The organism is Actinoplanes sp. ATCC 53533, from assembly GCF_003947245.1.
The window spans coordinates 35,378-59,978 of sequence record NZ_QHHV01000139.1 but is presented as its reverse complement, the minus strand read 5'-3'; the positions used below and the strand labels follow the sequence as shown (position 1 = coordinate 59,978).

At 72.4% G+C, this 24,601-nt stretch carries 21 protein-coding genes and 1 pseudogene; 11 read left to right on the top strand and 11 right to left on the bottom strand.

Going from position 1 to position 24,601, the window contains the following annotated elements; genetic code table 11:
• On the top strand, positions 1–308 hold a 308-nt coding region (locus tag DMB66_RS39070), incomplete at its 5' end, for a helix-turn-helix transcriptional regulator (protein WP_148112797.1).
• Between the two features lie 14 nt (positions 309–322).
• On the opposite strand, the gene DMB66_RS39065 is transcribed toward DMB66_RS39070, so the two are convergent.
• Both DMB66_RS39065 and DMB66_RS39060 read right to left on the bottom strand, forming a co-directional pair.
• The gene (locus DMB66_RS39065) at positions 323–2,053 is read right to left on the bottom strand and encodes an L-aspartate oxidase (RefSeq protein WP_125809163.1); all 1,731 of its coding nucleotides are present in this window, start codon (positions 2,051–2,053) and stop codon (positions 323–325) included.
• A gap of 45 nt (positions 2,054–2,098) precedes the next feature.
• Positions 2,099–2,857, bottom strand: a complete 759-nt coding sequence (locus DMB66_RS39060; protein WP_125809162.1) for an SDR family oxidoreductase — start codon at positions 2,855–2,857, stop codon at positions 2,099–2,101.
• A gap of 389 nt (positions 2,858–3,246) precedes the next feature.
• On the opposite strand from DMB66_RS39060, the gene DMB66_RS39055 reads away from it, so the two are divergent.
• The 5 genes and pseudogenes from DMB66_RS39055 to DMB66_RS64430 all read left to right on the top strand — a co-directional run.
• Positions 3,247–4,611 carry an amino acid permease gene (locus DMB66_RS39055; protein ID WP_125809161.1) on the top strand — a complete coding sequence of 455 codons (1,365 nt, stop codon included), beginning with the start codon at positions 3,247–3,249 and terminating at the stop codon, positions 4,609–4,611.
• Positions 4,608–5,852: an arginine deiminase gene (locus DMB66_RS39050; RefSeq protein WP_125809160.1), complete on the top strand. Its 1,245-nt coding sequence runs from the start codon at positions 4,608–4,610 to the stop codon at positions 5,850–5,852. Before DMB66_RS39055 ends, DMB66_RS39050 begins: the two co-directional genes overlap by 4 nt.
• A gap of 15 nt (positions 5,853–5,867) precedes the next feature.
• Entirely contained in the window at positions 5,868–6,854 is a 987-nt protein-coding gene (argF, locus tag DMB66_RS39045; protein ID WP_125809159.1) for an ornithine carbamoyltransferase, read from the top strand.
• Between the two features lie 3 nt (positions 6,855–6,857).
• Positions 6,858–7,802 (top strand): carbamate kinase, encoded by a 945-nt coding sequence (locus DMB66_RS39040; protein WP_125809158.1) that lies wholly within the window; start codon positions 6,858–6,860, stop codon positions 7,800–7,802.
• A 2-nt stretch (positions 7,803–7,804) separates the two neighbouring features.
• Positions 7,805–8,647: pseudogene (locus DMB66_RS64430) on the top strand (universal stress protein); the annotation flags it as partial.
• A gap of 447 nt (positions 8,648–9,094) precedes the next feature.
• Here the strand turns inward: DMB66_RS64430 and DMB66_RS39030 are convergent.
• From DMB66_RS39030 to DMB66_RS39005, 6 genes are all read right to left on the bottom strand, one after another.
• Positions 9,095–10,039, bottom strand: coding sequence for a hypothetical protein (locus tag DMB66_RS39030; RefSeq protein WP_125809156.1), 945 nt, complete (start codon positions 10,037–10,039; stop codon positions 9,095–9,097).
• Positions 10,036–10,527 (bottom strand): hypothetical protein, encoded by a 492-nt coding sequence (locus DMB66_RS39025; protein WP_125809155.1) that lies wholly within the window; start codon positions 10,525–10,527, stop codon positions 10,036–10,038. Before DMB66_RS39025 ends, DMB66_RS39030 begins: the two co-directional genes overlap by 4 nt.
• Positions 10,528–10,530: 3 nt before the next feature.
• Positions 10,531–11,754, bottom strand: a complete 1,224-nt coding sequence (locus tag DMB66_RS39020; protein ID WP_125809154.1) for a macrolide family glycosyltransferase — start codon at positions 11,752–11,754, stop codon at positions 10,531–10,533.
• Positions 11,751–12,788, bottom strand: a complete 1,038-nt coding sequence (locus tag DMB66_RS39015) for a patatin-like phospholipase family protein (protein ID WP_125809153.1) — start codon at positions 12,786–12,788, stop codon at positions 11,751–11,753. Before DMB66_RS39015 ends, DMB66_RS39020 begins: the two co-directional genes overlap by 4 nt.
• 100 nt (positions 12,789–12,888) lie before the next feature.
• Positions 12,889–13,218 carry a hypothetical protein gene (locus tag DMB66_RS39010; RefSeq protein ID WP_199752884.1) on the bottom strand — a complete coding sequence of 110 codons (330 nt, stop codon included), beginning with the start codon at positions 13,216–13,218 and terminating at the stop codon, positions 12,889–12,891.
• Between the two features lie 257 nt (positions 13,219–13,475).
• Positions 13,476–14,849, bottom strand: a complete 1,374-nt coding sequence (locus DMB66_RS39005; RefSeq protein WP_158647517.1) for an NAD(P)/FAD-dependent oxidoreductase — start codon at positions 14,847–14,849, stop codon at positions 13,476–13,478.
• 208 nt (positions 14,850–15,057) lie between these two features.
• Here DMB66_RS39005 and DMB66_RS39000 point away from each other — a divergent pair, with 208 nt between their 5' ends.
• From DMB66_RS39000 to DMB66_RS38985, 4 genes are all read left to right on the top strand, one after another.
• Complete coding sequence (locus tag DMB66_RS39000) at positions 15,058–16,095, top strand: hypothetical protein (protein WP_125809151.1); 1,038 nt, start codon at positions 15,058–15,060, stop codon at positions 16,093–16,095.
• 80 nt (positions 16,096–16,175) lie between these two features.
• A complete protein-coding gene (locus DMB66_RS38995) occupies positions 16,176–16,856 on the top strand; it encodes an NADPH-dependent F420 reductase (protein ID WP_125809150.1) in 681 nt (226 codons plus the stop codon).
• Positions 16,857–17,003: 147 nt separating this feature from the next.
• Positions 17,004–18,101, top strand: coding sequence for an aldose epimerase family protein (locus tag DMB66_RS38990; protein ID WP_125809149.1), 1,098 nt, complete (start codon positions 17,004–17,006; stop codon positions 18,099–18,101).
• Between the two features lie 193 nt (positions 18,102–18,294).
• On the top strand, positions 18,295–19,248 hold the full coding sequence (locus DMB66_RS38985) for a sulfotransferase domain-containing protein (RefSeq protein WP_125809148.1): 954 nt from the start codon (positions 18,295–18,297) through the stop codon (positions 19,246–19,248).
• 89 nt (positions 19,249–19,337) lie between these two features.
• Here DMB66_RS38985 and DMB66_RS38980 read toward each other — a convergent pair whose 3' ends face one another.
• Positions 19,338–22,145 carry an FAD-binding and (Fe-S)-binding domain-containing protein gene (locus DMB66_RS38980; protein WP_199752883.1) on the bottom strand — a complete coding sequence of 936 codons (2,808 nt, stop codon included), beginning with the start codon at positions 22,143–22,145 and terminating at the stop codon, positions 19,338–19,340.
• On the opposite strand from DMB66_RS38980, the gene DMB66_RS38975 reads away from it, so the two are divergent.
• Positions 22,144–22,803 carry a GntR family transcriptional regulator gene (locus DMB66_RS38975; RefSeq protein ID WP_125809147.1) on the top strand — a complete coding sequence of 220 codons (660 nt, stop codon included), beginning with the start codon at positions 22,144–22,146 and terminating at the stop codon, positions 22,801–22,803. The two genes, DMB66_RS38980 and DMB66_RS38975, sit on opposite strands and share 2 nt — an antisense overlap.
• Here the strand turns inward: DMB66_RS38975 and DMB66_RS38970 are convergent.
• Together DMB66_RS38970 and DMB66_RS38965 are read right to left on the bottom strand one after the other, a co-directional pair.
• Complete coding sequence (locus DMB66_RS38970; RefSeq protein WP_233625150.1) at positions 22,800–23,759, bottom strand: LLM class flavin-dependent oxidoreductase; 960 nt, start codon at positions 23,757–23,759, stop codon at positions 22,800–22,802. The two genes, DMB66_RS38975 and DMB66_RS38970, sit on opposite strands and share 4 nt — an antisense overlap.
• On the bottom strand, positions 23,756–24,478 hold the full coding sequence (locus tag DMB66_RS38965) for a hypothetical protein (RefSeq protein ID WP_125809146.1): 723 nt from the start codon (positions 24,476–24,478) through the stop codon (positions 23,756–23,758). The genes DMB66_RS38970 and DMB66_RS38965 overlap by 4 nt, the downstream gene beginning before the upstream one ends.
• Positions 24,479–24,601: the final 123 nt, after the last annotated feature.

Sequence of the window (24,601 nt, the reverse complement as noted above, 5' to 3'; positions counted from 1 at the left end):
GCGAGCACCTGCGCACCGCGCACGAGATGCTGCGCGGCTTCGGCGCCACCGCCTTCGCCGAACGCGCCCGCCGCGAACTCCTGGCCACCGGCGAGACCGTACGCCCACGCGCGGCCGACGTCCGGGAGGCCCTCACCGCGCAGGAGACCCAGATCGCCCGGCTCGCCGCGGCGGGCAAGACGAACTCCGAGATCGGCGCCGAGCTGTTCATCAGCCCCCGCACCGTCGAATGGCACCTGCACAAGGTCTTCACCAAGCTCGACGTCACCTCACGGAACAAGCTCCACGCGGCGCTGGCCGGCGCCTGACGGGCGGCGGGAGTTCACTCGACGAGCTTGCCCGCGGTGGACACCTCACGCATGAGAGAGGAGATCTCATCCGGGATCGGCGGCAGCCCTTCGCGTTCGATCTGCCCCGGCCCGGACCAGACGAGGTTCACGCGGAGCGTCTCGTCGAGCTTCGGATAGTCGGCGCGATTGTGGCAGCCCCGGGTCTCCCGGCGCTCGATCGCCGCTTCGAGGGTGGCGCGTGCCGCCAGCACCGCGGCCTTGAGATCGAATGCGTGCGAGAGATCCTGAAAACCCGCTATGTCGGGATGCACGCCCACGTCCTTCATCCGGAGCTCGATGTCGTCCAGTTCGGACAGGCCTTTCCGCAGGCCGGCCTCATCGCGTACCACGCCGGCGTGTTCGGTCATGGTGTTCCGCAAGGCGCGCTGCAGGGCGCGCACGTTCTCCGGACCGTAGGCCGCCAGTAGCTCGTCGACCTCGCCACGCGCGTCTGCCGTCACCGCCGGCGATCGCCGCTGCGCTCCCAGGTCGCGCGAGTACCGCCCGGCGGCCGCTCCGACGATGCGGCCGTAGACCAGTAGCTCGATCAAGGAGTTGCCGCCGAGCCGGTTGGCGCCGTGCAGGCCGCTCGCCGCCTCGCCGATGGCGTACAGGCCGTCGACGCCGGTGCCGTGGTCCTCCGGGCGCACCCAGACGCCGCCCATCGAGTAGTGCGCGGTCGGAGCGATCTCGATCGGTTCCCGGGTGATGTCGAGCATCTGCAGTTCGAGCAGGGTCTGGTAGACCCGGGGCAGCCGTCGCATGATCGTTTCTCGGGGCAGGTGCGAGACGTCGAGCCACACGCCGCCGCCCGGGGTGCCTCGTCCCTCCTTGATCTCGGTGTACTCCGCCAGCGCCACCCGGTCGCGGGTCGACAGCTCCATCCGTTCGGGGTCGTACTGGGCCATGAACCGCTCACCCAGCGTGTTGCGCAGCACGCCGCCCTCTCCCCGCGCCGCCTCCGAGACGAGCGTGCCCGCGGCGTTCTCTGGCGCGATGAGACCCGACGGATGAAACTGAACGAGCTCGGCGTCCCGGATCCGGCCACCGGCGAGCAAGGCGAGCCGGAAGGAGTCCCCGGTGTTCTCATCCCGGCGGGACGAGGTGCGGCGCCAGATGCGCGTGTGCCCACCCGCGGCGAGGATCACCGCGTCGGCGTGGATCACGTACCGCTTGCCGTTCTCCAGATCGAATCCGTAGGCGCCGAAGACGACGTTCTCCCGCACCAGGATCCGCGTGATGTAGACCGTGTCCAGGATCGGGATGTGGAGCTGCGCCGCCCGGTTGATCAGCGTGCGCTGGATCTCCAGTCCGGTGTAGTCACCGACGAACGCTGTCCGGCGGTAGGTGTGCGCGCCGAAGAACCGCTGCGAGATCCTCCCGTCGGCCTCGCGCGCGAAGGGCATCCCGTAGCGTTCGAGATCTTCGATGCCGCGGGCGGCGTTCTCGGTCACGATCCGCACGGTCTCGGGATCAGCCAGCAGATAGCTCTCCTTGAGCGTGTCGGCCGCGTGCTGCTGCCACGAGTCCGCCGGGTCCATCGTCGCCAGCGCCGCGTTGATACCACCCGCGGCGAGCGTCGTGTGCGCGTCCGCCCTCGGCCGTTTGCCGACCGCGAGCACGCCGACTCCACGCTCGGCCAACTCGATGGCGGCCCGCAGGCCCGCCCCTCCGGTGCCGATGACGAGGACGGACGTCGCGATCTGGTGTTCGTCACCGCTCATCGTGGTGCCGGTGTTCCCTGCGAGCCGTCCTCGTCATCGGAATACCTACTTGGCCGGCGGAGGATTCAGGGGGAGCCACTCCTCGAACCGGGTGGCGGACAGCACCGCGCCGGCGCCCGGCAGCAGCGTGTCCTTCTCCAGCAGGGCACCGAAATAGCGCGCGTCCGGGTCGGTCACGACCTCGCGGGGGTCTCCCCGGTACGCCAGCCCCTTACGGATCAGTTCGTCGAGGCCGAACTGCTCCGGGCCGGCCACCTCGACGGTGCCGTTGAGCGGTGCGCCGACGGCCGTGCGGCCCACGGCACCGGCCACGTCCTCGGCCGCCATGGGCTGGATACGGGCATCCGACAGCCGTACGGTGTTGCCGTCGGTGGCCGCGTGGGCGATGCTCCCGACGAACTCGAAGAACTGGGTCGCGTGCACGATCGAGTACGGCCGGCCCGAGTCCTTGATGAGCCGCTCCTGCGCGATCTTCGCGCGGAAGTACCCGCTCGCGGCGAGCCGCTCGGTGCCGACCACCGACAACGCCACGTGGTGACCCACGCCTGCCTTCTCCTCGGCGCCGAGGAGGTTCTCGGTGGAGGTGCGGAAGAAGTTCAGCACGGCGTCGTCCGCGAACGACGGTGAGTTCGACACGTCGACCACGACCTGAGCGCCCTCCAGCACCTCGGCCAGGCCCTCGCCGGTCAGCGTGTCGACCCCCGAATCGGGTGACGCGGCAACCGCTTCGTGGCCGTGTTCGCGCAGTTTGCCGACGAGTTTCGAGCCGATCAGACCGGTACCGCCGATGACGACGATCTTCATGATGGTGCCCTCCGTCTGTGTCCCGGCCGCTCCGGGAACGTCCGTCGACAGCTAGGACAGGACAGCCCCTCGGTTTGTGACGGACCCGGTCCTGGCACGTGGGTTCGGCGGCGGGTGGGACCAGCCACGCTCTGCTTGACGCGTACCTCTGCAAGGTCGTCTGAAACCCGGTGTTCCCGCTCTTATCTCGCGACTCGGCCGGACCTGGCGGACGTGCCGGACCGCCACCAGCAAGGACCGGATCACGACCGCGGTTGTGACCGGGCACCGTGCGATCGGTGTCACGAGCCGGTGCGACGCCTGGTCCTTGCTGCCGAGTGAGCACAGTGCGCACCTGACCGTGCACCTGACCGGGAGGCCATCATGGGTGACAGACAAGGTCGGTCGAAATGAGCACCACGGTGGTGCGCGGAGCGCCGCCGCGGCGGGACGAGCACGGGGCACCTGGCCGGCCCGGGGAACGGCGTTTCGGCCTGCCGACCGCCACCGCGCTGGTGGTCGGGTCGGTCATCGGCACCGGCGTGTTCGCGCTGCCATCGGCGCTGGCCGGCTTCGGTCCGATCTCGCTGGTCGCGTTCGTCCTGGTGACGGTCGGAGCGATCGCGCTGGCCCTGACCTTCGGCGCGCTGAACCGGCGGATCCCGGGGTCCGGCGGCCCCTACGTGTTCGCCCGGGAGGCATTCGGCGACTTCGCCGGCTTCGTCAACGCGTGGAGCTACTGGATCACCGCGTGGGCCGGCAACGCCGCCATCGTGGTGGCCTGGGTCGGCTACGTCGAGGTCTTCTGGAACACCTCGCACGCCGAGGGCTGGTCGATTCTGATCGCGCTCGTCGGGTTGTGGCTGCCGGCTCTGGTCAACCTGGCCGGCCTGCGCAGCCTGTCGGTGGTGCAGGTGGTCAGCACAGTGCTGAAGTTCGGGCCGCTGCTGTTCATGGCGACGGTCGGGTTGCTGTTCATCAGGTCCGCCAACTTCGGCGAGTTCAACGCCAGCGGTGGCTCCGCGCTCGGCGCGATCAGCGCCGCCGCGGCGATCGCCCTGTTCGCGTACATCGGCATCGAGACCGCCTCGGTCGCCGCCGGCCGGGTCGTGGACGCGCGGCGCAACGTCGGCCGCGCGACCGTTCTCGGCACCCTCGCCTGCGCCGCGGTGTACATCCTCGGCACAGTCGCCGTGTTCGGCACCGTCAGCCATGACGCCCTGGTCGCCTCGACGGCGCCGTTCGCCGACTCGGCCAACGCCATCTTCGGCGGCGAGTGGGCCGGCGACGCGGTCGCGGTCACGGCAATCGTCTCCGGGTTCGGCGCGCTGGTCGGCTGGACCCTCATCGTCGGGGAGATGCCGCAGGCCGCCGCCCGGCACGGGCTGTTCCCGGGCCCGTTCGCGCGCGACAGCCGGCGCGGCGTGCCGGCGTACGGCATCGTCGCCGGGACCGCCCTGGCCTCGGCGCTGACCGTGGTGAGCTACACCAGCTTCGCCGAGGTGTTCACCACCGTGGTGCTGCTGTCGGTGCTGACCGCCGTCATCCCGTACCTGTTCTCGGCCGCCGCCCAGGTGTACTGGCTGCTGACCGACGGCCGCCGGGTCCGCTCCGGCCACCTGCTCCGCGATCTCGTCGTCGCGGTCACCGCGCTGCTGTTCGGCTTCTGGGCCCTGGCCGGCAGCGGATACCAGGCCGCCTACTACGGGCTGTTCTGCCTGCTGCTCGGCGTGCCCGTCTACATCTGGCTCAAGGCCGAGGGAGGATCGCGATGACTGTCATCGGTACCGACACCACGCTGGGCGTGGACTCCGAGATCGGCGCGCTGTGCGAGGTGATCGTGCACCGCCCCGGCCTCGAACTGGACCGGCTCACCCCCGGCAACATCGCCGGTCTGCTCTTCGACGACGTGCTGTGGGCCAGCCGCGCCCGCGGCGAGCATGACGCGTTCGTCGAGGCGCTGCGCGAACACGACGTGACCGTCCACCTCTTCGGCGACCTGCTCACCGAGGCACTGTCCACCCCGGACGGCCGGGCGTTCGCCCTCGACCGCACGCTCACCCCTGAGCGCCTCGGCGCCGGCCTCGCCCGCGAGACCCGCGCCCTGTTCGACGACGCCGACCCGGCCACGCTCGCCGAATATCTCATCGGCGGGGTCACCAAGGCCGACCTGTCCCCGCTGACCCGGCCCGGCCTGACCTGGCAGGCCCTCGACGTCGACGACTTCGTGCTCGCCCCGTTGCCCAACACCCTCTTCCAGCGCGACAACGTCGCCTGGATCGGCGCCGGCGTCACCATCAACCCGATGGCCAGGGCAGCCCGCCGCCGCGAGTCCGTCAACACCCGCACCGTGTACCGCTACCACCCGCTCTTCCGCGACGCCGGCTTCCCCGTCTACTACGGCGACGACGACGCCGACCACACGCCGGCGACCCTGGAGGGCGGCGACATCCACGTCATCGCCCCGGGCGTCGTCCTCATCGGCATGGGTGAACGCAGCACTCCGATGGGCGTCGAGACGCTCGCCCGCCGGCTGTTCACCACCGGGCAGGCCCACCTCGTGCTGGTGGTGGAGCTGCCCAAGGCACGCTCCGCGATGCACCTGGACACCCTGCTCACGATGGTCGACTTCGGCACCTTCGTCGCGTACCCGTACCTGGACTGGCACCAGGTCCGGTGCTGGCGCCTGACCCCTGGCGCCGGCCCGGCCGACCTCGACGTGCGGGAGAGCCGAGGCGTGCCGGACGCGCTCGCGCAAGCCCTCGACGCCGGCCCGGTCAAGGTGCTGACCGCCGAGGCGGACCGCAGCAGCGCGCAGCGGGAGCAATGGGACGACGCGGACAACTATCTGGCCGTCGCGCCCGGCGTGGTCATGGGCTACGACCGCAACGTCGTCACCAACACCATGCTGCGCCGGCACGGCATCGACGTCATCACGCTCGCCGGCAGCGAACTCGGCCGCGGCCGCGGCGGCGCCCGCTGCATGAGCTGTCCGGTACGCCGCCACCCCCTCTGAGCGAAGGAGACCCCCATGACCGGCTCGCTGCTGCGCGACCTGGACCTCGACAAGCGGCAGATCCTCGACCTGCTGGCCCTGGCCGCCCAGCTCAAACGCGACAAGCTGCACGGCGACGAGATCCCCCGGCTGCGCGGGAAGAACATCGTGCTGGTGTTCGAGAAGAACTCCACCCGTACCCGCTGCTCGTTCGAGGTCGCCGCCCACGACCAGGACGGAAGGGTCAGCTACCTCGGGCCCGAGGGCTCACACCTCGGCCGCGAGGAATCCGTCGCCGACACCGCCCGGGTGCTGGGCCGCATGTTCGACGGCATCGCGTTTCGCGGCTATGCCCAGGACGCCGTCGAACAGTTCGCCGCGCACGCCGGCATTCCGGTCTGGAACGCCCTCACCGACGCCTGGCACCCGACCCAGAGCCTCGCCGACATCCTGACCATGACCGAGCATCACGGGGGCGGCGTCGAGGACATCGCCTTCTGCTTCACCGGCGACGGCCGCAGCAACATCGCCCGATCGTTGCTCGTCACCGGCGCCCTGCTCGGCATGGACGTCCGCATCGCGGCGCCCGCGGGCCTGCGGCCGCCGCCGGACGTCGTCGCCGCGGCCGGCGACGCGGCCCGGGCCAGCGGTGCGCGCCTGCTGGTCACCGACGATCTCCCCACGGCGGTACGCGGCGCCGACTTCGTCTACACCGACGTGTGGGTCAGCATGGGCGAGCCCGACGACGCGTGGGCGGCCAGGGTGCCGTCGCTGCTGCCGTACCGGGTCACCGACGACGTGCTGGACGCCAGCAACCGGTCCGGGGTGCGGTTCATGCACTGCCTGCCGGCGATCCACAACCGCGGCACCACCATCGGCGCCCGCCTCTACCGGCAGTTCGGCCTCGACGGCGCCGAGGTGACCGAGGAAGTGTTCGAGTCCAAGCGGTCGATCGTGTTCGACCAGGCCGAGAACCGGATGCACACCATCAAGGCCCTGCTCGTCCGGGCGCTGGCGGGCTGAGCCGTGCGCATCGTCATCGCCCTCGGCGGCAACGCCCTGCTGGAACGCGGCGAGAAGCCCGACGCGGCCATCCAGCGCCGGCACGTGGGCCGCGCCGCGCGGTCCCTCGCGCTGCTGGCGACCGACCACCAACTGATCGTCTGCCACGGCAACGGACCACAGGTCGGCCTGCTCGCCCACCAGAGCGAGACCGACCCGCAGCTGAGCCTGCCCTATCCGCTGGACGTGCTCGGTGCCCAGACCCAGGGCATGATCGGCTACTGGCTGGTCCAGGAACTGGCCAACGCCGGCGTCCCGAGACCGGTGGTGGCACTGGTGAACCAGACGGTCGTCGACGCCGACGATCCGGCCTTCGCCGCGCCCACCAAGTTCATCGGCGCGGGCTACTCCCAGGAGCAGGCCGAGGAGGCCGCCACCCGGTACGGCTGGACCATGGCCGTCGACGGTGACCGCTGGCGGCAGGTCGTGCCGTCACCCGAACCGCTTCGGGTGGTCGAGGAGGAGACGATCCGCACCCTGGTCGACCGCGACGTGGTCGTCGTGTGCGGCGGCGGAGGCGGGGCACCGGTGACGGAGGACCGGATAGGCCGGCTGACCGGGGTGGCGGCCGTGGTGGACAAGGACATGACCGCCGCGCAGCTCGCCCTGGCGCTGGGGGCGGACCGGCTGCTCGTGCTGACCGACGTTCCGGCGATCATGCGCGGCTACGGCACGCCACGGGCCGAGCCGATCCGGGCCATCGACGCCGGCCGCCTCGCGGAGATGCCGTTCCCGGACGGGTCGATGGGGCCGAAGGTCGACGCCTGCGTGTGGTTCGCCCAGACGTCCGGGCATCCGGCGGCCGTCGGTGCGCTCGCCGACGCCGTCGAGGTGCTCGCCGGCCACGCCGGTACGACCATCACGCCCGGCCTCCCCACGCTCGTAACCCATCGACAACGGCAGGAGTGACCATGCACGACACAACCAGCTCGCGAGTGATCGTCGGCATCGACGGGTCCGAACAGGCCCTCGTCGCGGTTCGCGCCGCCGCGAGGGAGGCGCACCACCGCGCCAAGCCGCTCCACATCGTCCATGCCTTCATCTGGCCGTCCCTGCACGTCAACGTCGGGCCCGTGGCCGGCGACCTGCCCGAGACCGGCCTGCGACACCATGCCGAAGACCTCCTCGAGGAGGCAGCGGCCGAAGCCCGGAAGGCAGCGCCACAGGTGCCGGTCACCACCGCTTTGATCGACGGCGCCGCGACGCCCGTGCTGCTGGCGGAATCCCACCTGGCCGCGCTGCTGGTGCTCGGCGATCGGGGCCTGGGCGGCGTCAGCGGCCTGATCATCGGCTCGGTCGCCGTGCACGCGGCCGCCCACGCCGGCTGTCCCGTCCTGGTCATCCGCGGCACCGAGCCGAGCGCCGGACCGGTCGTGGTGGGTGTCGACGGCTCCGAGGCATCCGAGCTCGCCGTCGGCTTCGCGTTCGAGGAGTGCGCCAACCGTGGCGCCGAACTGGTCGCTGTGCTCGCCTGGCACGATGCGGGATCCCCGACCGCCACCGCCGAGCAGGCGGCCCGGCGGGTGCTCAGCGAATCCCTTGCGGGCTGGCGGGAGCGCTACCCCGACGTCGTGGTCCGACCCGCACCGGTACGCGGGCACCCGCGGCACATCCTCGTCGAACATTCGAAGACGGCACAGCTGGTGGTGCTGGGCGCCCGTGGCCGGGACACCTTCAAAGGCCTGCTGCTCGGCTCCGTCAGCCAGGCACTCCTGCACCACTCCGCCTGCCCGGTCGCGGTCGTCCGCGCGACCTTGTCTCCGCGTCATCCGAGCGAAGCTGACCCTGGGATCCCGACGATTTCCACCGGCCGGCCTTTGGACAACGTCGATCGGTTCATCGCCCGTCCGGTAGACGCCGTATCGGGTCTGGTTCCCAGCCGGCAGCTCCTGGACGAAGTGCTCGATGCCCTGCGCGCGGCGGGCACCGACGTCTCCGACGTCGTGGTGCTGCACGGCCCCGAGGGTGTGCGGATCCTGGATACGGACGGGACCAGGCACGGTGGGCGTGCGAGGTTCGTCCGATTCTTCCAGAACTGGGGCTACGACGACGCCGTCCTGAACCTGTATGACGAGGGTCTGCGCAAAGGCGAGTCAGCGGTGATGATCCCCGCCACGCTGGAGAACAAGGTCGCGATCGCCCGCCTCCTGCAGCACCATCGGGGACACGCGATCCACTACTTCGGGGTGCGCAGCGCGGAGTCACTCAGCGGGCCGTGAGCGACCCGTGGTGGCGCTGTGCCGGGCGCGGATGAGCGCGATCACGGTGTCGGTGGTGCGGTCGAGGTGACTGCGGCCGTCGGGTAGCCGGGCGTCCGGGCTGATATAGCTGCGCGGGCCGATGTGGGTGGCCGGGTCGAGCGGGTGCACGGTGATCTTTCCGGCCCGGTCGGCCCGGTTCCATCCGCTTCGGCGGAGGAGCCGCCACCGCTGCGGGAAGATCCAGGTGCCGACCCGCTCGATCCAGTCGCCGGCACTGGTGAGCCGGTAGAGGTGCTGGGCGTGGGTGATGTCGTTGGCGCCGTTGTGGAATCCGCCGAGAGTGATCAGCCAGAGCGGGGAGCGCAGCCGGGACCACAGTTCGTCCACCGCGCCGGTGGCGACCTGGGCGCCGCCGCTGTAGCTGAGCAACACCACCGGGATGCCGCTGTCCGGCCGGTAGCCGGCGAGCCGGAGTTGAGCGGCGATCTGCGTGCCGACCGCGCGGTTGTACAGGGGGCGGTACCGGTGGTCGGCGGCGATGAAGATCTGCATGACGTTGTGCAGGAACAGCAGCAGCCCGAGGTGGCGGCGCAGCCAGGTCCACAGCGGCCGATCGGCCAGCGGGTCGGCCAGCGGGGAGTACGGCAGCACCTGGCCCAGCACCCGGAGTTCCGGCGCACCGGCGATCAGCGCCTTGACCAGTTGGCCGCCGTCGCGGGTGTCGCGGAAGCGGCGTTTCCCGATGCCGTCCAGATAGACCAGGTAGGCGTCCGGAGGGCGGTCCGGGTCCGCGCCCCGGGCGTAGGGCACGTCCGCGGGCAGTGTGCTGGCGGGAGTCCGCCAGCCCGCGGCGTAGGCCAGCACCTCGTAGCGGGCGAGCAGAGCCTCGGCCAGCAGGACCGGTCCGAGCCCGCCGAGCAGCAGCAGGAACGCCAACTCGATCATGTCAGTGGCTCCGGTGCTCTTGTCGTGTGGAGTCCGGCGACCAACCGGCGGACGGCCTCGACGGCGACCGCGAGGCCGATCCCCGCGCCGGCTACGCAGCCGGCGGCGACCCACCACCCGAGCCCGGTCACCGTGGCGAGCGCCGTGGCGAGGCCGGTGCCCACGCCGACCAGGAGCAGCAGGTGCAGCAGCGGTCCGAGCAGCGGGAACGCGAGGACCGCGGCGAGCAGCAGCGGGGCGACCAGGGCCGGCGTCCAAACCAGCACGGTCTCGCCGGACGGTGCGGCGGGCAGCAGGAGTTCGGCGAGGGTCCACGCGGACAGCGGCCAGAGCGCGAACACCGCGCCTTCGACCACGGCGCCGGCCAGCATCAAGCTGACCGCCCTGGTACGCGACACCCCGGACCGGCGTGCCACCACGGGCAGGACGCGCCCGGCGGCCTCGGACAGCCCGGCGAGCAGCAGCAGGATGACGACGACAGCGGACATCGGTCAGCCCTGCGGTGGCAGGTCGGCAGCGACCGGCCGGATGACCGGACCGGTGTCCCGCAGGTAGCGCTCGAGCTCGTCGGCGGCGCGCCGATAGCCGCCGGCCCGCCGCTGGGCGACCCGCAGGGTGTCCGCGGCGGCCCGGAACCGGGGCTCGTCGAGCAGGCGCCGGGCGAGGGCGCGAACGGCCGCCACGCTGACGTCCGCGGTGCGGATCGAGAGGCCGGCACCGAGCTCGACGACGCGGGCTGCCACCAGCGGCTGGTCGGCGCCCTGCGGGACGACCAGCATCGGGACACCCGCGTACAGGGCCTCGTTGGCGCTGTTCATCCCGCCGTGGGTGATGAACAGCGCCGCGCGTGCCAGCACCTCCGGCTGCGGTACGGAGCGCCGGGCCAGCACGTTGGCCGGCAGCGGACCGAGCGCGGCGGGATCGGTCTGTCCGGTCGCGACGATCACGGTGCCGCCCAGCGGGGCGAGCGCGGTGGCGAAGCCGCGCAGCAACCGGGGATCGGCGTTGAACACCGTACCCAGCGAGGCGTACAGCACCGGGTCCCGCAGCCGGTCGGCCGGGAACGACGGGTCGACCGGGCGGGCGCCGACGCTGGGACCGACGAACCGGTAGGACTCGTCGAAGCCCTCGGCGCCGAGCTGGAAGGCCCGCGAGGTGTAGACCAGGTTGAGCGGCTGGCGGATGTTTCCCAGGTCGACCAGCGGCAGCCCACGTGTGGTGAAGCGGCGGCGCAGCTCCCGGCGCGACCGCAGGTAGCCCCGGAGGGTGCCGGGCCGGGCCGTCGCCGCGGCCAGCAGGTCCCACGAGCCGCGGGTGGGACTGGGCACCTGCCGATTGAACGCGAAGGTGGTGAACGACGACGCCGCCGGCACCCCGAGTTCCCGGGCTGCGACCGCACCCCACAGGCAGGCGGCGTCGTGGACTATCAGGTCGGGCCGGACCCCGCGCAGGTCGGTGAGCACCGTGGGCAGCACGCTGACGGTGGTGCTCGCGAGCCCCGCCAGCAGCGTGACCGGAATCGGCGGATCGGGCAGCGGCTGGTCGCCCCCGGGATACAGGTGCACGGCCGCGCCGGTGGCCGCGATCTCCGCGCGGAACGCGGGCGAGGTGTGGTAGCTCACGGAGTGCCCGCGACGAACAAGCTCAGCCACGACGGGCAGCGTCGGGTTGACGCGTCCGTGCATCGCGATGTTAAGGAACGCGACGGTGCTCATCGCCCGGCCCTCGATACGGCGGGGGCCGGTTGGTCCTCGGCCCGGTACAGGCCGGCCCTCGATACGGCGGGGGCCGGTTGGTCCTCGGCCCGGTACAGGCCGGTCCCCGATACGGCGGAGGCCGGTTGGTCGTCGGCCCGGTACAGGCCGGGGCCCGCTATGCGCAGCCGGTCGAGAAAGCGCCCCGCCGTGACGGAAGCGGTGCTGATCAGCCGCTGCGAATGGCCGAAGTCCCACGGGGTCGGCCACGCCTGAATGCCGGTCGGCACCACGACGGTCGGGATGTGCTGGGATACCTCGTGCAGGTCGCGCTCGATCTGGTGGTGGAACAGCAGCGTCCCGGCCCGGGCAGCGATCGCACCGGCCCGCCGCCGGGGAAGGATGGGACGCAACGGCCAGCTTTCCGGTCCGATCGACAGCACCACCACGCTGGCCGCCCCGGCCTGCTGGGCGGCCCGCACGGGGACGTAGGCGATGACGCCTCCGTCCACGAGCGTTCGGCCGTCCCGAGCCACCGGGGGCAGGATCCCGGGAATGGCCGCGCTGGCCAGCAGTGCGGACTCGAGGTCTCCGTGGTCGAGCAGCACCTGAGCGCCGGTGACCAGGTCCATGGCCACCGCGGTGAAGGGGATCGCCAGCTGTTCGATCCGCGCCGGCAGCGCGGCCCTCGCGATCAGCCGGCGCAGGCCGCGATCGGCGAAAATGCTGGCCGGCGACGACAGGCTGCCGAGCGGAAACACCTCATGGCGACGCAACCGGCTCCACACGTGGTCCAGCCACGGCGCGGCGCTGCCGGGGTGGGCGGCCGCGATCGCCCCGGTCAGGGCGCCCACCGAGGTGCCGACGATCAGATCCGGGACGAATCCGCGCTGCTCCAGCGCGTATCCGACGCCGACGTGGGCCGCTCCGAGCACGCCCCCGCCGCTCACCACCACGGCCACCGGGCGGGGAAGAGCACCCAAGCCCGCCGAGTCGCCCCCGCCGACGGCGAAGGGTGCCCCTGCGGCTGGTCTTCCGCGACGAGTCTCGCTCATGATCCACCTCTCCCGAATCGGATCGCTTTCCACTGGGACCGGACAGCGATCCGATCCGTGACATCCGATACCTCACCGAGCCACCGGCCCGAGCCGATCGTCAAATCGCCGGCTCACCGGGACGATCGGAATGTGGCACGGTGCCCGCGCTGCCGCGTACCCTTCGGCCCACGTCGGCGCGGAGCCGGACGAAGTCCGGGTGCTCGCGGGTCGCGATCTGGTCGCCGCGCACCGGCAGCCGCACCGGCAGGTCGGCCAGCACGCCGGCCGGCGACCCGCCGAGGACGATCACCCGGTCGCCGAGGTAGACGCTCTCGTCGATGTCGTGCGTGACGAACAGGATGGTCATGCCGCTGCCGCGCACGGCCAGCAGCAGATCCTCCAGGTCCTCGCGGGTCTGCGCGTCCACCGAGCCGAACGGCTCATCCATGAGCGGCAGCGTGGCCGGTAGGCGAGCACGATGTGCACCGCTACGGCGTCCACCAGGGGCAGCGCGGCCACCGGGATGGTGTCCTTCTCCAGCGCGCCGCCGCCGGCGGGTTTCTCGTCGCCGCAGCCGGCCAACAGCCCGGCGGACAACAGAACGGCGGACAGCGGAACGGCGAATGCGCGGCGGACGGCGACCACGTCCCACCCCCTGTTCGCATCGCGAACACGAGTCTTCCCTAGCACATGAGCGCAGGAAGTCTATAGTCGGCGGTCAATGGATCGCGCCGGGAAGGCATTCCGCGTCTCCGGCACCTTGCCGGCGCGGCGGGCGGCGCGCAGCACCTTCGCGACCATGGCCGGCCGCAGCAGCGCGGACCCCGGCTCGAGCAGGTGCTGCACCCGGACCATGGTGGTGACGACCTCGGGCGAGACATGGCAGGCCCGGAAGACCTGCCGCTGGTACCAGTGGGTCAGGGCCAGGCCGCGCGGCCTGGGGCCCTCCGTGCCGGGGTAGGCGAAATCGGTCGAGGCGGCCATCTGCCAGACCACGGAGATCAGCTTCCCGGTACGGCGGTAGAAGTCACGCGCCATCGGTACGGCGGTGCTGTGGTGCCGATCGAGACACTCCGCCAAGGTGAGCGCCTCCTGGGCGGCGACCGTCATCCCGTGCCCGTACACGGGATTGAAGCTGCACAGCGCGTCGCCCATGGCCACGTACCCCGCCGGTATCCGGCGTAGCCGTTCGAAGTGGCGGCGCCGGCTGGTCGGATAGGTGTAGGCGACGGGATCGGTCAACGGCTCGGCGTGGCGCAACAGCTCCGCGATCGGGGTGTCCGGCAGGCTGTCGGCGAATTCCTGATAGCCCGCCGGGTCGGTCGGTGCCTGCGCGCCGTGGAAGCCGCCGAGGGTCACCAGCCACCGGTCGCCCTCGACCGAGAAGGCGGCACCGTACCGCCGGTGCTCCGGCGGGCTCTCGGCGACGATGATCATGCCAGGCCCCGGCAGACACTCCGGCCGGCCGCGCACCAGCCGCGTCGTGTAGTGCACCCGCACGGTGATCACGGATTCCGGCGGGCTGGGAAACTCCAGGTCACGCAGCCAGCGGTCGGAGCGGCTGCCGCGCCCGCTGGCATCGACGACCAGGTCCGCCGCGAGCGTGCGGCCATCCGCCAGGTCCACCCCGGACACCCGCTCGCCGGGCCGGCCGGCCAGTCCCGCCACCGCGGTCTCGTCGAGGATGGTCACCTGCGGCAGACTCCGCAGCCGCCGGCGCACGCAGCTCTCCAGCAGCGGCCGGGTCATGAAGAGCAGGGTGACGCCGCTGTCGACCCGGGTCCGATAGCCGTCGAGCTGCCAGACGACCGCGTCACGGACCACGTCGGCCCACACCGCCCCGCGCTCGACCAGGTCGTCGGTCAGCCCGGGAAAGAGCTTCTCCAGCGCCTCCCGCCCCACGGCGAGCAGGGCGTGCGGGTGGGCGCTCTGCGGCACGCCACGGCGGCTCTCCGGCCCGGACGGCAGGCGGTCGCGATCGACGACCGTCACCCTGGCGAACCGGTCGGCCAGCACCCGTGCGGCGGCCAGGCCCGCGATTCCAGCGCCGATGACAACAGCTGCGGCTTCCTTCTGCACCACTCGATCGTGTCATCACCGGGCTCCCGCGCGTGTCCGAGATCTGTCACATGACGGTCGAAGCCCGCGGAGGTCCTGAATGCCCGGGACTTTGGTCCTGACCTGTCCCGCGGATGGCCGGCAGAGCTCAACCGGCCCGTAGAAAGGACGACGTACAGCAGGACAGGCGCCGCATCGGATCGGCGCCGGGCGAAGGGGAGCGGGCACGATGAAGGTCATTCTGGGACGTTGTGCCGCACCGGCCGTCGGGGTCGCCGCAGCCTTGCTGGCCGCGCCCTCCCCCGCGTCGGCGCATGAGAAATGGTTCGTCGACGAGCCGGGCTCATACCCCACCGACTGGGCCTTCGCACTGCGGCCGGTCACCCTCGGCCTGATCATCGTCGTCGTCCTGGTCGCGGTGCTCTGGCGGCAGGTCGCGGTGCGCTATCTGCCGGCTCCGGAGCTGCGGTGGCTGGGCTTCGTCGGCCGGATCATCCCGTACGTGCCCAGGCTGCTCGCCATTCACCTCGGCGTCTCGCTGCTGGCCGCCGCGGTGACCGGCCACTTCCTCACCCACGATCTCGAGGTCGAGCACCTCACCGGCGGCGCGGCGCTGCTGCTCGCCGAGGGCGCGCTGGGCATCTGGTTCCTCACCGGCATCCGGCTGCGCCCGGCGGCGCTGGCCCTCGCCGTGATCGGGCCGCTGGCCCTGCTGCTCACCGGGCCGGTCGGGCTGCTCTCGGCCATGGACCTGCTCGGCGTCGCGGTGTTCCTGGCCTTCGTGCCGCCCTCGGACGCCACCTTCGGCCGGGTGGAACCGGACGCCGCCACCCTGCGCCGGGCCCTGTTCGGCCTCCGGCTGGGAGCCGGCGGCGCCCTCATCACGCTCGCATTCGCGGAGAAGCTCGCCAACCCGGCCCTGGCGCGCGAGACCGTGCACCTCTACCCGCAGCTCGACGTCTTCGCCCTGGTCGGCATCCACCTGCCGGTGGACACCTTCGTCGCCGTCGCCGGCGCCACCGAGTTGCTGTTCGGCCTGTTGGTGATCTCCGGCGCGCTGCCCCAGGTCGCGGTGCTGGTCGCGGGCATCCCGTTCAACGCGACCCTGCTGCTGTTCGGCGGCACCGAGTTGCTCGGGCACCTTCCCGTCTACGGCGTCTTCCTCGCGCTGCTGGCCTACGGGTCCCACCCGGCGACCGCGGCGCTGGTGCGCTGGCTGCCGCCGGTGCGGACCCGTCCGCTGCGCCGCCCCGCACTCACGAACTGAACCGCGGGACCCCGGTGTGCTCTCGGTCATGTCCGGCCCGGGACCGGAATCCGCCACGGCTGGGAGGAGTTCGCGATGACATGACGACAATCGGACTCATCGGCAGCGGAAACATCGGCAGCACCGTGGCTCGGCTGGCGGTCGCCGCCGGTCACAGTGTCGTGCTGAGCAACTCCCGCGGTCCGGAGACGCTGCGCAGCCTGGTCACCGAGCTCGGCCCCAACGCCCGGGCGGGCACCCCCGCCGAGGCCGCCGCGGCCGGAGACATCGTGATCGTCACCGTGCCGCTGAAGGCCTACCGCGACGTCCCCGCCGCGCCCCTGGCCGGCAAGGTGGTCATCGACACCAACAACTACTACCCGGACCGCGACGGCCGCTTCCCGGAGCTGGAAGACGGCTCCACCACCACCGGGGAGCTCCTGCAGCAGCACCTCGCCACCGCCCAGGTGGTCAAGGCCTTCAACAACATCTGGTTCGAGCACCTGGCCTCGCTGGCCCGGCCGGCGGGCGCGCCGGACCGCACCGCCCTGCCGATCGCGGGCGACGACCCGGCCGTGAAGCGGACCGTCACCGAGTTCCTCGACAGCATCGGCTACGACGCCGTCGACGTCGGAGCCCTCGCCGAGAACTGGCGCACCCAGCGCGACGCCCCCGTCTACGTCACCCCGTACGGCGCCTTCGGCGACCCCACGGGCACGCCGGCCGACGCACGGACCGTACGGGAAGCGGTCGCCGCGGCCCGCCAGGCCGCCGCGGCCTGACCCACACCGCGGCCCAGCCCACGCCGCGGCCCAGCCCACACCGGCGGGTCTCCTCCCCCGGCCCGCCGGTGCGGGCACCACCTCGCCGCCGAAAAGGGCGCCCACCTGAACCACAGGGCGAGGGCGCAGGCCGCTATCGTGATCACGATGTCCTCCTCCGCAGCAGACGCCGCCCCTCTCTCCTCGATCAGCCGGGAGGATTGGGGCACGACGCCCGAGGGTCCCGTCGACCGATACCTGCTCAGCAACGGCTGCGGCATGCGCGTCGCGCTCCTCACGCACGGCGGCATCGTGCAGAGCCTCGAGGTCCCCGACCGGCACGGCGACCCGGCGAACGTCGTTCTCGGCTTCGACCGGCTGCGGGGCTACCTCGACAATCCCGGCCCCTACTTCGGTGCGCTCATCGGCCGGTACGGCAACCGCATCGCCGGGGGCCGGTTCGCCCTCGACCAGGCCACCCACCGGCTGCCGGTCAACAACGGCCCGAACAGCCTGCACGGCGGCACCGCCGGCTTCGACAAGCGCCGCTGGTCGGCCACCCCGCTGGATCAGGACGGCACGGTGGGCCTCGACCTGCGATACCTCAGCCCCGACGGCGATCAGGGCTACCCCGGCGCCCTCACCGTCGACGTGCGCTACACCCTCACCCCGGATCACGAACTCCGCATCGACTACCGGGCCACCACCGACGCGCCCACCGTGGTCAACCTGACCAACCACAGCTACTTCAACCTCGCCGGCGAGGGCAGCGGCGACATCTACGGCCACGAGCTGCGGATCAACGCGTCCCACTACACCCCGGTCGACGCGGGGCTCATCCCCACCGGCCGGATCGCCCCGGTGTCCGGCACCCCGCTCGATTTCCGGCAGCCCACCCCCGTCGGGTCACGCCTGCGCACCGACGACACCCAGCTGCGGCACGCCGGCGGCTATGACCACAACTGGGTGCTCGACCGGCAGGGCGACGGCCTGGCAGAGGCCGCGCAGCTCACCGAGCCCGTCTCGGGGCGGACGCTGAGCGTGCGCACCACCGAGCCGGGCCTGCAGTTCTACTCCGGCAACTTCCTCGACGGCACCATCGCCGGCACCAGCGGCCGCCTGTACCGGCAGGGGGACGGCCTGGCCCTGGAGACCCAGCACTTCCCCGACTCCCCCAACCAGCCGGACTTCCCCTCCACCGTGCTCCGCCCCGGGCAGACCTACCGGTCCACCACCGTCCTGCGATTCGGCGTCGAAACGCGATAACGGAACGGGGCCGTCAAGAGCCCCGGGCCTTCCTCGCCAACGGCACGAACCTCTCCGGCACCGTGCCGGCGGAGAACGAGTCCGCGAGCCCGACGTCATCGATCCGGAGCAGGCTCGCAAGTGGATCCGGGCGCCGGATCGGCGGGCGATATTGAGCGGCGGCCGATGGTGCCGACTCTCTAGGCTGCCGGAAATGCCGACCCCTGTGCACTACCGCTCCGCCGACGAGGACAGCGCCCGATGGCTCGACTTCGCGTTCCGGCCGGGCGACATCGTCATCAGCACCCGTTCCAAGAACGGCACCACCTGGATGCAGATGATCTGCGCGCTGCTGGTCCTCCGGACCGCCGACCTGCCGGCGCCGCTGTCGCAGCTGTCGCCCTGGCTGGACTGGCTGGTCGTCCCGCGCCAGGAGGTCTACGACAGCCTCGCGGCCCAGCGGCATCGACGCTTCATCAAGACCCACACCCCGCTCGACGGCGTGCCGCTCGACGCCTCGGTGGCCTACATCGTGGTGGCCCGCCATCCGCTGGACATGGCCGTGTCGCTGTACCACCACATCGACAACATCGACCGTGACCGCCTGCACCAGCTCACCGGCGCACCGCCGCCCAGCGAGCCCGCACCGCCGCCCAGCGAGCCCGCACCCCCACGCAGCAAGCCCGCACCCCCACCCACTGAGCCGGCACCCCCGCGGCGGCCACTGCATCCGTGGCTGCGGGAGTGGATCGCGGGCGACCCCGATCCACGAGAGGCGCTCGACTCGTTGCCCGGCGTGATGTGGCACCTGCGGGACGCCTGGCAACGCCGTCACGAGCCGAATGTGCTCCTGGTGCACTATGACGACCTGCGCAGCGGCCTGGACGCCGAGATGCGGCGCATCGCGACCTGGCTGGGCATCGAGGTGCCCGCCGACCGCTGGCCGGAGCTGGTGCGGGCCGCCACCTTCGACCGGATGCGGCAGCGGGCCGGCGATCTGGCACCGGACGGCGGTGGCGTACTGAAGGACAGCCGCGCCTTCTTCCGCGCGGGCCGCTCAGGTGCCGGCCGCGAGGCGCTCAGCGCCGAGGAGCTCGACAGCTACCACGAGCGCACCGCGCAGTTGGCCCCGCCTGACCTCCTGGCCTGGCTGCACCGACAGGCCTGATCCTCCAGCAGCTGGACCAGCTGCGCGGCGGGACGGACGCGAAGGTCGGCGACCCCGGTGCGGCAAGAGAAATCCGCAGGCCCGATCCCTCAGCGATCGAGCAGCTGGGCCAGGTGCACGGCGGGGCGGTCACGAAGGTCGGCGACCTGGGTGCGGCAGGAGAATCCGTCGGCCAGCACGACGGCGCCGGGGGCGGCGTCGAGGGCGGGCAGCAGGTTCTGCCCGGCGACGGCCACGGAGACCTCGTAGTGGCCGATCTCGACGCCGAAGTTTCCGGCCAGCCCGCAGCACCCGGCCAGCCGCCGCACCCGGGCCCCGGTGGACGCGAGCAGGTCCGCGTCGGCCTTCCAACCCAGGACGGCGTGGTGGTGGCAGTGCGGCTGGGCGATGACGTCGACGCCGGACAGGTCGGGCGGGGTCCAGCCCGGGGTCTGCGCGAGCAGCTCGGCGAGGGTTCGCACCGAGCCGGCCACCGCCTTGGCGTCGGCGTCACCGGGGAGCAACTCGTGGACGTCGGAGCGCAGCACAGCCGTGCAGGAGGGCTCGATGCCGACGATCGGGATGCCGTCGTGGGCGTCGGCGGCGAGCGCTGCGACCGTACGAGAAAGGATCTTCTTCGCCGCGTCGAGCTGACCGGTGGTGATCCAGGTCAGGCCGCAGCACACCGACCCGGAGGGCAGTCGCGGCTCGTACCCGGCGGCGCGCAGCACCCGTACCGTTGCCTCGGCGACCTCGGGTGAGAAGGCGTCGGAGAAGGAGTCGGCGAAGAGCACGACGGGTTTGCGGCCCTCGGCCGCGTTTTTCACGAAGGTGCGCCGGAACGGGCGCCGGGCGAAGGCCGGCACCGAACGCCGCTTGTCCACACCCGCCAGCCACAGGAAGAACCCGCCGAGCACGGGCAGCCGGACGGCGAGGTTCGCCAGCCGCGGCGTCCAGCCGGCCAGGCGGGCCCAGAGCGGCAGCTTGCCCAGCGTGTAGTGCGAGCGGGGCCGCAGCTTGCGGCGGTAGGTCTGGTGCAGCACCTCGGACTTGTAGGTGGCCATGTCGATGCCGGTCGGGCAGTCGGAGGCACAGCCCTTGCAGGACAGGCACAGGTCCATCGCGTCGTGCACCGACGGGTCCGACCACGCGAGCTCGCCACGCACGACTTCCTGCAGCACCCGGGCGCGCCCGCGGGTGGAATCCTTCTCCTCGCGGGTGGCCAGGTAGGAGGGGCACATGACGCCGCCGGCGGCGGAGTTGTCGGCGCGGCACTTGCCGACGCCGGTGCAGCGGTGCACGGCCTGCCCGAGCTCGCCGTCGTCGTGCGGGTATGCCATGGCCAGCTGCTTCAGCGGGAAGTGTCCCGCGGGCCGGACGTCGGCGTCGATCGGATCCGGATCGACCAGCACGCCGGGGTTGAGCAGGTTGCCCGGGTCGAAGGCGTGTTTGATCCCGGCGAACAGGGCGATCGCGTCCGGGGAATACATGTGCGGCAGCAGCTCCGATCGGGCGCGGCCGTCGCCGTGCTCGCCCGACAGCGAACCGCCGAACTCACCCACGAGCCGGGCCGCGTCGGTGAGGAACTCCCGCATGATCTTCGTCCCGCCGGGCTGGTCCAGCGGAAGGTCGAGCCGGACGTGCATGCACCCGTCGCCGAAGTGGCCGAACGGGGCGGACGTCATGTCGTACGAGGCGACGAGCTCGTCGAAACGGGCGAGGTAGGCGCCGAGGCGCTGCGGCGGGACGGCGGCGTCCTCCCAGCCGGGCCAGGCGGGCTTGCCGGACGGTGCCCGCCCGGCCAGGCCCGCGCCGTCCTCCCGGATGCGCCACAGCCGGGCCTGGGTGGCGGGATCGATCACCACCAGGGCGTCGCCGGCGATGCCGTCGGCCGCGAGCCGACGCGCCCGCGCCGCCACCTCGCCGGCCTCGTCGCCGGCCAGCTCGACGAAGAGCCAGGCACCGCCGCGCGGCAGCGGCGGGACGGCGTCCGGGCCGCGCCGGGCCCGCAGCACGTCGAGCAGCCGCGAATCGAGCCCTTCGCAGGACGTCGGGCCGTGCGCCACCACGGCCGGAGCCGCCTCCCCGGCCGCGACGATGTCCGGGAAGCCGAGCACGACCACCACCCGCACCGGGGCGTCCACGACCAGCTTGACGGTCGCCCGGGTGATGACCGTGAGCGTCCCCTCCGAGCCGACGAGCGCCCGGGTCAGGTCGAAGCGCTCGGGCAGCAGGTGCTGCACGGCATAGCCGGAAACCTGCCGGCCGAATCGATCGAATTCGGTCCGGGCCGTGGCCAGCCGGGCGCCGACAACTTCCCGTACGGCGGAGATCGTCGATTCGGCGCCGAGGACGCCCGCCGGTCCGGTGGTGAACTTCTCGCCCGCGGCGGTCAGCAGCTCCAGCCCCGCCACGTTGTCCGAGGTGCGGCCGTAGGCCAGCGACCGCGAGCCGCAGGCGTTGTTACCGATCATCCCGCCGATCGTGCAGCGCGGATGGGTCGACGGGTCCGGCCCGAAGCGGACACCGTGCGGCATCACAGCCTTCTGCAGGACGGCGTGCACGGTGCCGGGCTCCACCACCGCCGTCCGGGCCTCCGGGTCGACCTCGAGCACGCGGTTCAGGTGCCGGGAGAAGTCCAGCACGATGCCGCGCCCGACGGCGTTGCCCGCCACCGAGGTGCCCGCGCCCCGGGACGTCAGCGGCACCCCGGTCTCCCGGGCGACGGCCAGCGCCGCGGCCACCTCGTCGACGTGCCGGGGCCGCACCACGGCCAGCGGGGGAATCCGGTACAGCGAGGCGTCGGAGGCGTACATGCCGCGGGTGCCGGCGTCGGACCGCACCTCGAGGCCGGCCTGCCGGAGGGCCGCCGCCACGCTGCTGCTGGACTGGTCGCTCATGGGTAACATGTTACTCATGCCTGAGCTTGCCCTCCCGCCCGAGGCGACCTCCCTCGCCGGCGCCGTCGCCCAATCGGTGCGCGACGGGGTCGCCGCCGGCGAGCTCGTGCCCGAGCAGACCTACTCCGTCTACCAGCTGGCGGGCCTGCTCGGGGTGTCCCGCAGCCCGGTCCGCGAGGGGCTGCTCCGGCTCGCGGAGGCGGGGCTGGTCGAGATCATCCGCAATCGCGGCTTCCGGGTGCTGCCGCCACGGGCGCACGACGTCGAGGAGATCATCGGCATCCGCCTCGCCCTCGAACCGCCCGCCGCCCGCCTGGCGGCCGAGCAGGCCACCGACGAGCAGCACGCCACCATCCGCTCCGCCCTGGCCACCATGGCGGCCGCGGCCGGCCGGGGCGACGACGCCGCCTTCTGGCCAGCCGACCGGGCCCTGCACGACCTGCTGCTCCGAGCCTCGGGAAAGCCGCGCACCGCGGCCATCGTCGAGCAGCTGCGCACCACGACCGCCCTGCTCGGCCCGCCGACCACGGCCAGCGGACGCAGCCTGGCCGAGATCCACGCCGAGCACGAGCCGGTGGTCACCGCCGTCCTGGCCCGCGACGGCGCCGCCGCGGAGGACGCCATGCGCGCCCACCTCGAGGCCACCCGCGAGCTGCTGATGGCGAACGCGCGCTAGCCGGGCGTGGAGCTCGCGGCGGCGCGGATCGTGGCCTCGATCCGGGGCCACGGCAGGCCGGGCGGCAGCCCGACCATGGTGACGTCGACCGCCGCGTCCCACCGCTCAAGTTGCTCCCGGACCATCGCCTCGGTGCCGTAGGCGGTGAACTCGTCGAGCAGGATCTGCGCCTCGCCCGGGATCGTCCTGGTGGACCGGACGAGCTCGACCTCGGCCGCGAGACCCTGACCCGCGAGCACGCGGGGATAGATGTCGCCCATCGCCGCCAGGTACGCCGTGGTGCTCGCCGCCGCGACCGCCCGCGCCGCCGTGAGGTCCGGGTCGACGACCGTGAACGGCCCGGCCGCGACGGTGATCGGGCGCGCCGCCGCGCGCCGCGCGTTCATGCTGGCGCCGAGCTCGCGCACCCGGTCGCGGCGCAGATACAGCGGATACCAGCCGTCGGCCAGGTCGGCGGCGACCCCGAGGGTCCGCTCACCGGTCGCGGCGAGCCAGATCGGCAGCTCGGGCACGGGCGGCTGGCCCAGCCGCAGCGCCCTGGCCGCCGGCACGGCCGACGGCGCCAGCCGCTCACCGTCCAGGAGCGCGCGAACCCGACCGGTGACGGCTCGCAGGCGGGCCGCCGGGCGGTCGTACCCGATGTCGTGCCAGCCCTCCACGAGCTGGCGGGTGCTCGCGCCCAGCCCGAGCACGAACCGGCCACCGGAGAGCCGGTGCAGGGTCGCGGCGGTCATCGCGATCGTCGCGGGCGAGCGGCTCCAGACCGACAGAACGCCGGCCGCGAGCGTGATCCGCCGGGTCGCGGCGGCGAGCTCGGCCAGCAGGATGGTCGAATCCAGACCCCAGCCCTCGGCGACGGAGAAGAACTCGTAGCCAAGCTCGTCAGCGAGCACGGCCGCGCGCACGATGACATCGCGGCGGATCTCCAACGGGGTGACCGCGACGCCCCGCCTCATGACCGCGTCCCGGGCTCCGCGACCGTGATCCAGGTCTGCCGCGAGAAGCCCTGCAGAACCCCGTCCCGGGAGTAGAGAGCCGACCCCGCCGTCAGCTTGCGGCCGGAAACGCCCGCCAGCCAGCCGACCACGATGTGCGCGCTCTGCGCCGCGATCGGCTCCAGCAGCCGCGCCGCCATCCGGCCGAGCACGGCGGGCCGGTCGACCCGCCCGAAGCGAACCGCCGCCCAGCCACCCGGGCAGTCCAGCGCCGCCCACGCGAACTCCGGCCGGATCAGGCCGCCGGCGGTGGCGTCACGGCCCGGATACCAGACCGCGGCGACGAGATCCCGCCCGCCGAGCGGGCCCGGAAAGAGCCGGAGCGCCACGGCGTCCGTGCGGCCGGTGCCACACCCCAAACACCGAGGGTACGGGTGGGAGCGCAGCCCCGCGAAGGACGCGGTGGCCGCCAGCGCCTCGGCGAAAGCAGGCGGTTCCGGCGCACCGTCCGCCAACCGCGTCGACGAACCCTCGGCGACTACTGCCGGCCCGTCGTGCAACGCCAGACCGCCGTCGTAAGGCGCGAGCTTCAGCGCGGTCCCGAGCGGCACCGGCGCGCGCAACGTGATCTCGGCGTCGGCCGACAGATACGGCGCGAGCGTCCCGCAGGTGTAGCCACCGTGCGCGGACCCGGCCGGCCCCTCGAAGGCCGGGTCGATAACGATCTCTCCGTTCGACATGACCCGACGCTATCGGCGCGGGCCGGGCGGCCGAATCGGTTGCCTTACGGAGCTGATGGGCGGCTTTCCGCGCGGAGATCCCGCGAAAATACCTACTACGGCAGCAGCCTTTGTGATCATGCC

Excerpts from the sequence above, each read along its gene's own strand:
- DMB66_RS39065 (WP_125809163.1), bottom strand. The coding sequence starts at position 2,053 with ATGAGCGGTGACGAACACCAGATCGCGACGTCCGTCCTCGTCATCGGC.
- DMB66_RS39060 (WP_125809162.1), bottom strand. The coding sequence starts at position 2,857 with ATGAAGATCGTCGTCATCGGCGGTACCGGTCTGATCGGCTCGAAACTC.
- DMB66_RS39055 (WP_125809161.1), top strand. The coding sequence starts at position 3,247 with ATGAGCACCACGGTGGTGCGCGGAGCGCCGCCGCGGCGGGACGAGCAC.
- DMB66_RS39050 (WP_125809160.1), top strand. The coding sequence starts at position 4,608 with ATGACTGTCATCGGTACCGACACCACGCTGGGCGTGGACTCCGAGATC.
- argF (WP_125809159.1), top strand. The coding sequence starts at position 5,868 with ATGACCGGCTCGCTGCTGCGCGACCTGGACCTCGACAAGCGGCAGATC.
- DMB66_RS39030 (WP_125809156.1), bottom strand. The coding sequence starts at position 10,039 with ATGATCGAGTTGGCGTTCCTGCTGCTGCTCGGCGGGCTCGGACCGGTC.
- DMB66_RS39025 (WP_125809155.1), bottom strand. The coding sequence starts at position 10,527 with ATGTCCGCTGTCGTCGTCATCCTGCTGCTGCTCGCCGGGCTGTCCGAG.
- DMB66_RS39020 (WP_125809154.1), bottom strand. The coding sequence starts at position 11,754 with ATGAGCACCGTCGCGTTCCTTAACATCGCGATGCACGGACGCGTCAAC.
- DMB66_RS39015 (WP_125809153.1), bottom strand. The coding sequence starts at position 12,788 with ATGAGCGAGACTCGTCGCGGAAGACCAGCCGCAGGGGCACCCTTCGCC.
- DMB66_RS39010 (WP_199752884.1), bottom strand. The coding sequence starts at position 13,218 with ATGGATGAGCCGTTCGGCTCGGTGGACGCGCAGACCCGCGAGGACCTG.
- DMB66_RS39000 (WP_125809151.1), top strand. The coding sequence starts at position 15,058 with ATGAAGGTCATTCTGGGACGTTGTGCCGCACCGGCCGTCGGGGTCGCC.
- DMB66_RS38995 (WP_125809150.1), top strand. The coding sequence starts at position 16,176 with ATGACGACAATCGGACTCATCGGCAGCGGAAACATCGGCAGCACCGTG.
- DMB66_RS38990 (WP_125809149.1), top strand. The coding sequence starts at position 17,004 with ATGTCCTCCTCCGCAGCAGACGCCGCCCCTCTCTCCTCGATCAGCCGG.
- DMB66_RS38985 (WP_125809148.1), top strand. The coding sequence starts at position 18,295 with ATGCCGACCCCTGTGCACTACCGCTCCGCCGACGAGGACAGCGCCCGA.
- DMB66_RS38975 (WP_125809147.1), top strand. The coding sequence starts at position 22,144 with ATGCCTGAGCTTGCCCTCCCGCCCGAGGCGACCTCCCTCGCCGGCGCC.
- DMB66_RS38980 (WP_199752883.1), bottom strand. The coding sequence starts at position 22,145 with ATGAGTAACATGTTACCCATGAGCGACCAGTCCAGCAGCAGCGTGGCG.
- DMB66_RS38970 (WP_233625150.1), bottom strand. The coding sequence starts at position 23,759 with ATGAGGCGGGGCGTCGCGGTCACCCCGTTGGAGATCCGCCGCGATGTC.
- DMB66_RS38965 (WP_125809146.1), bottom strand. The coding sequence starts at position 24,478 with ATGTCGAACGGAGAGATCGTTATCGACCCGGCCTTCGAGGGGCCGGCC.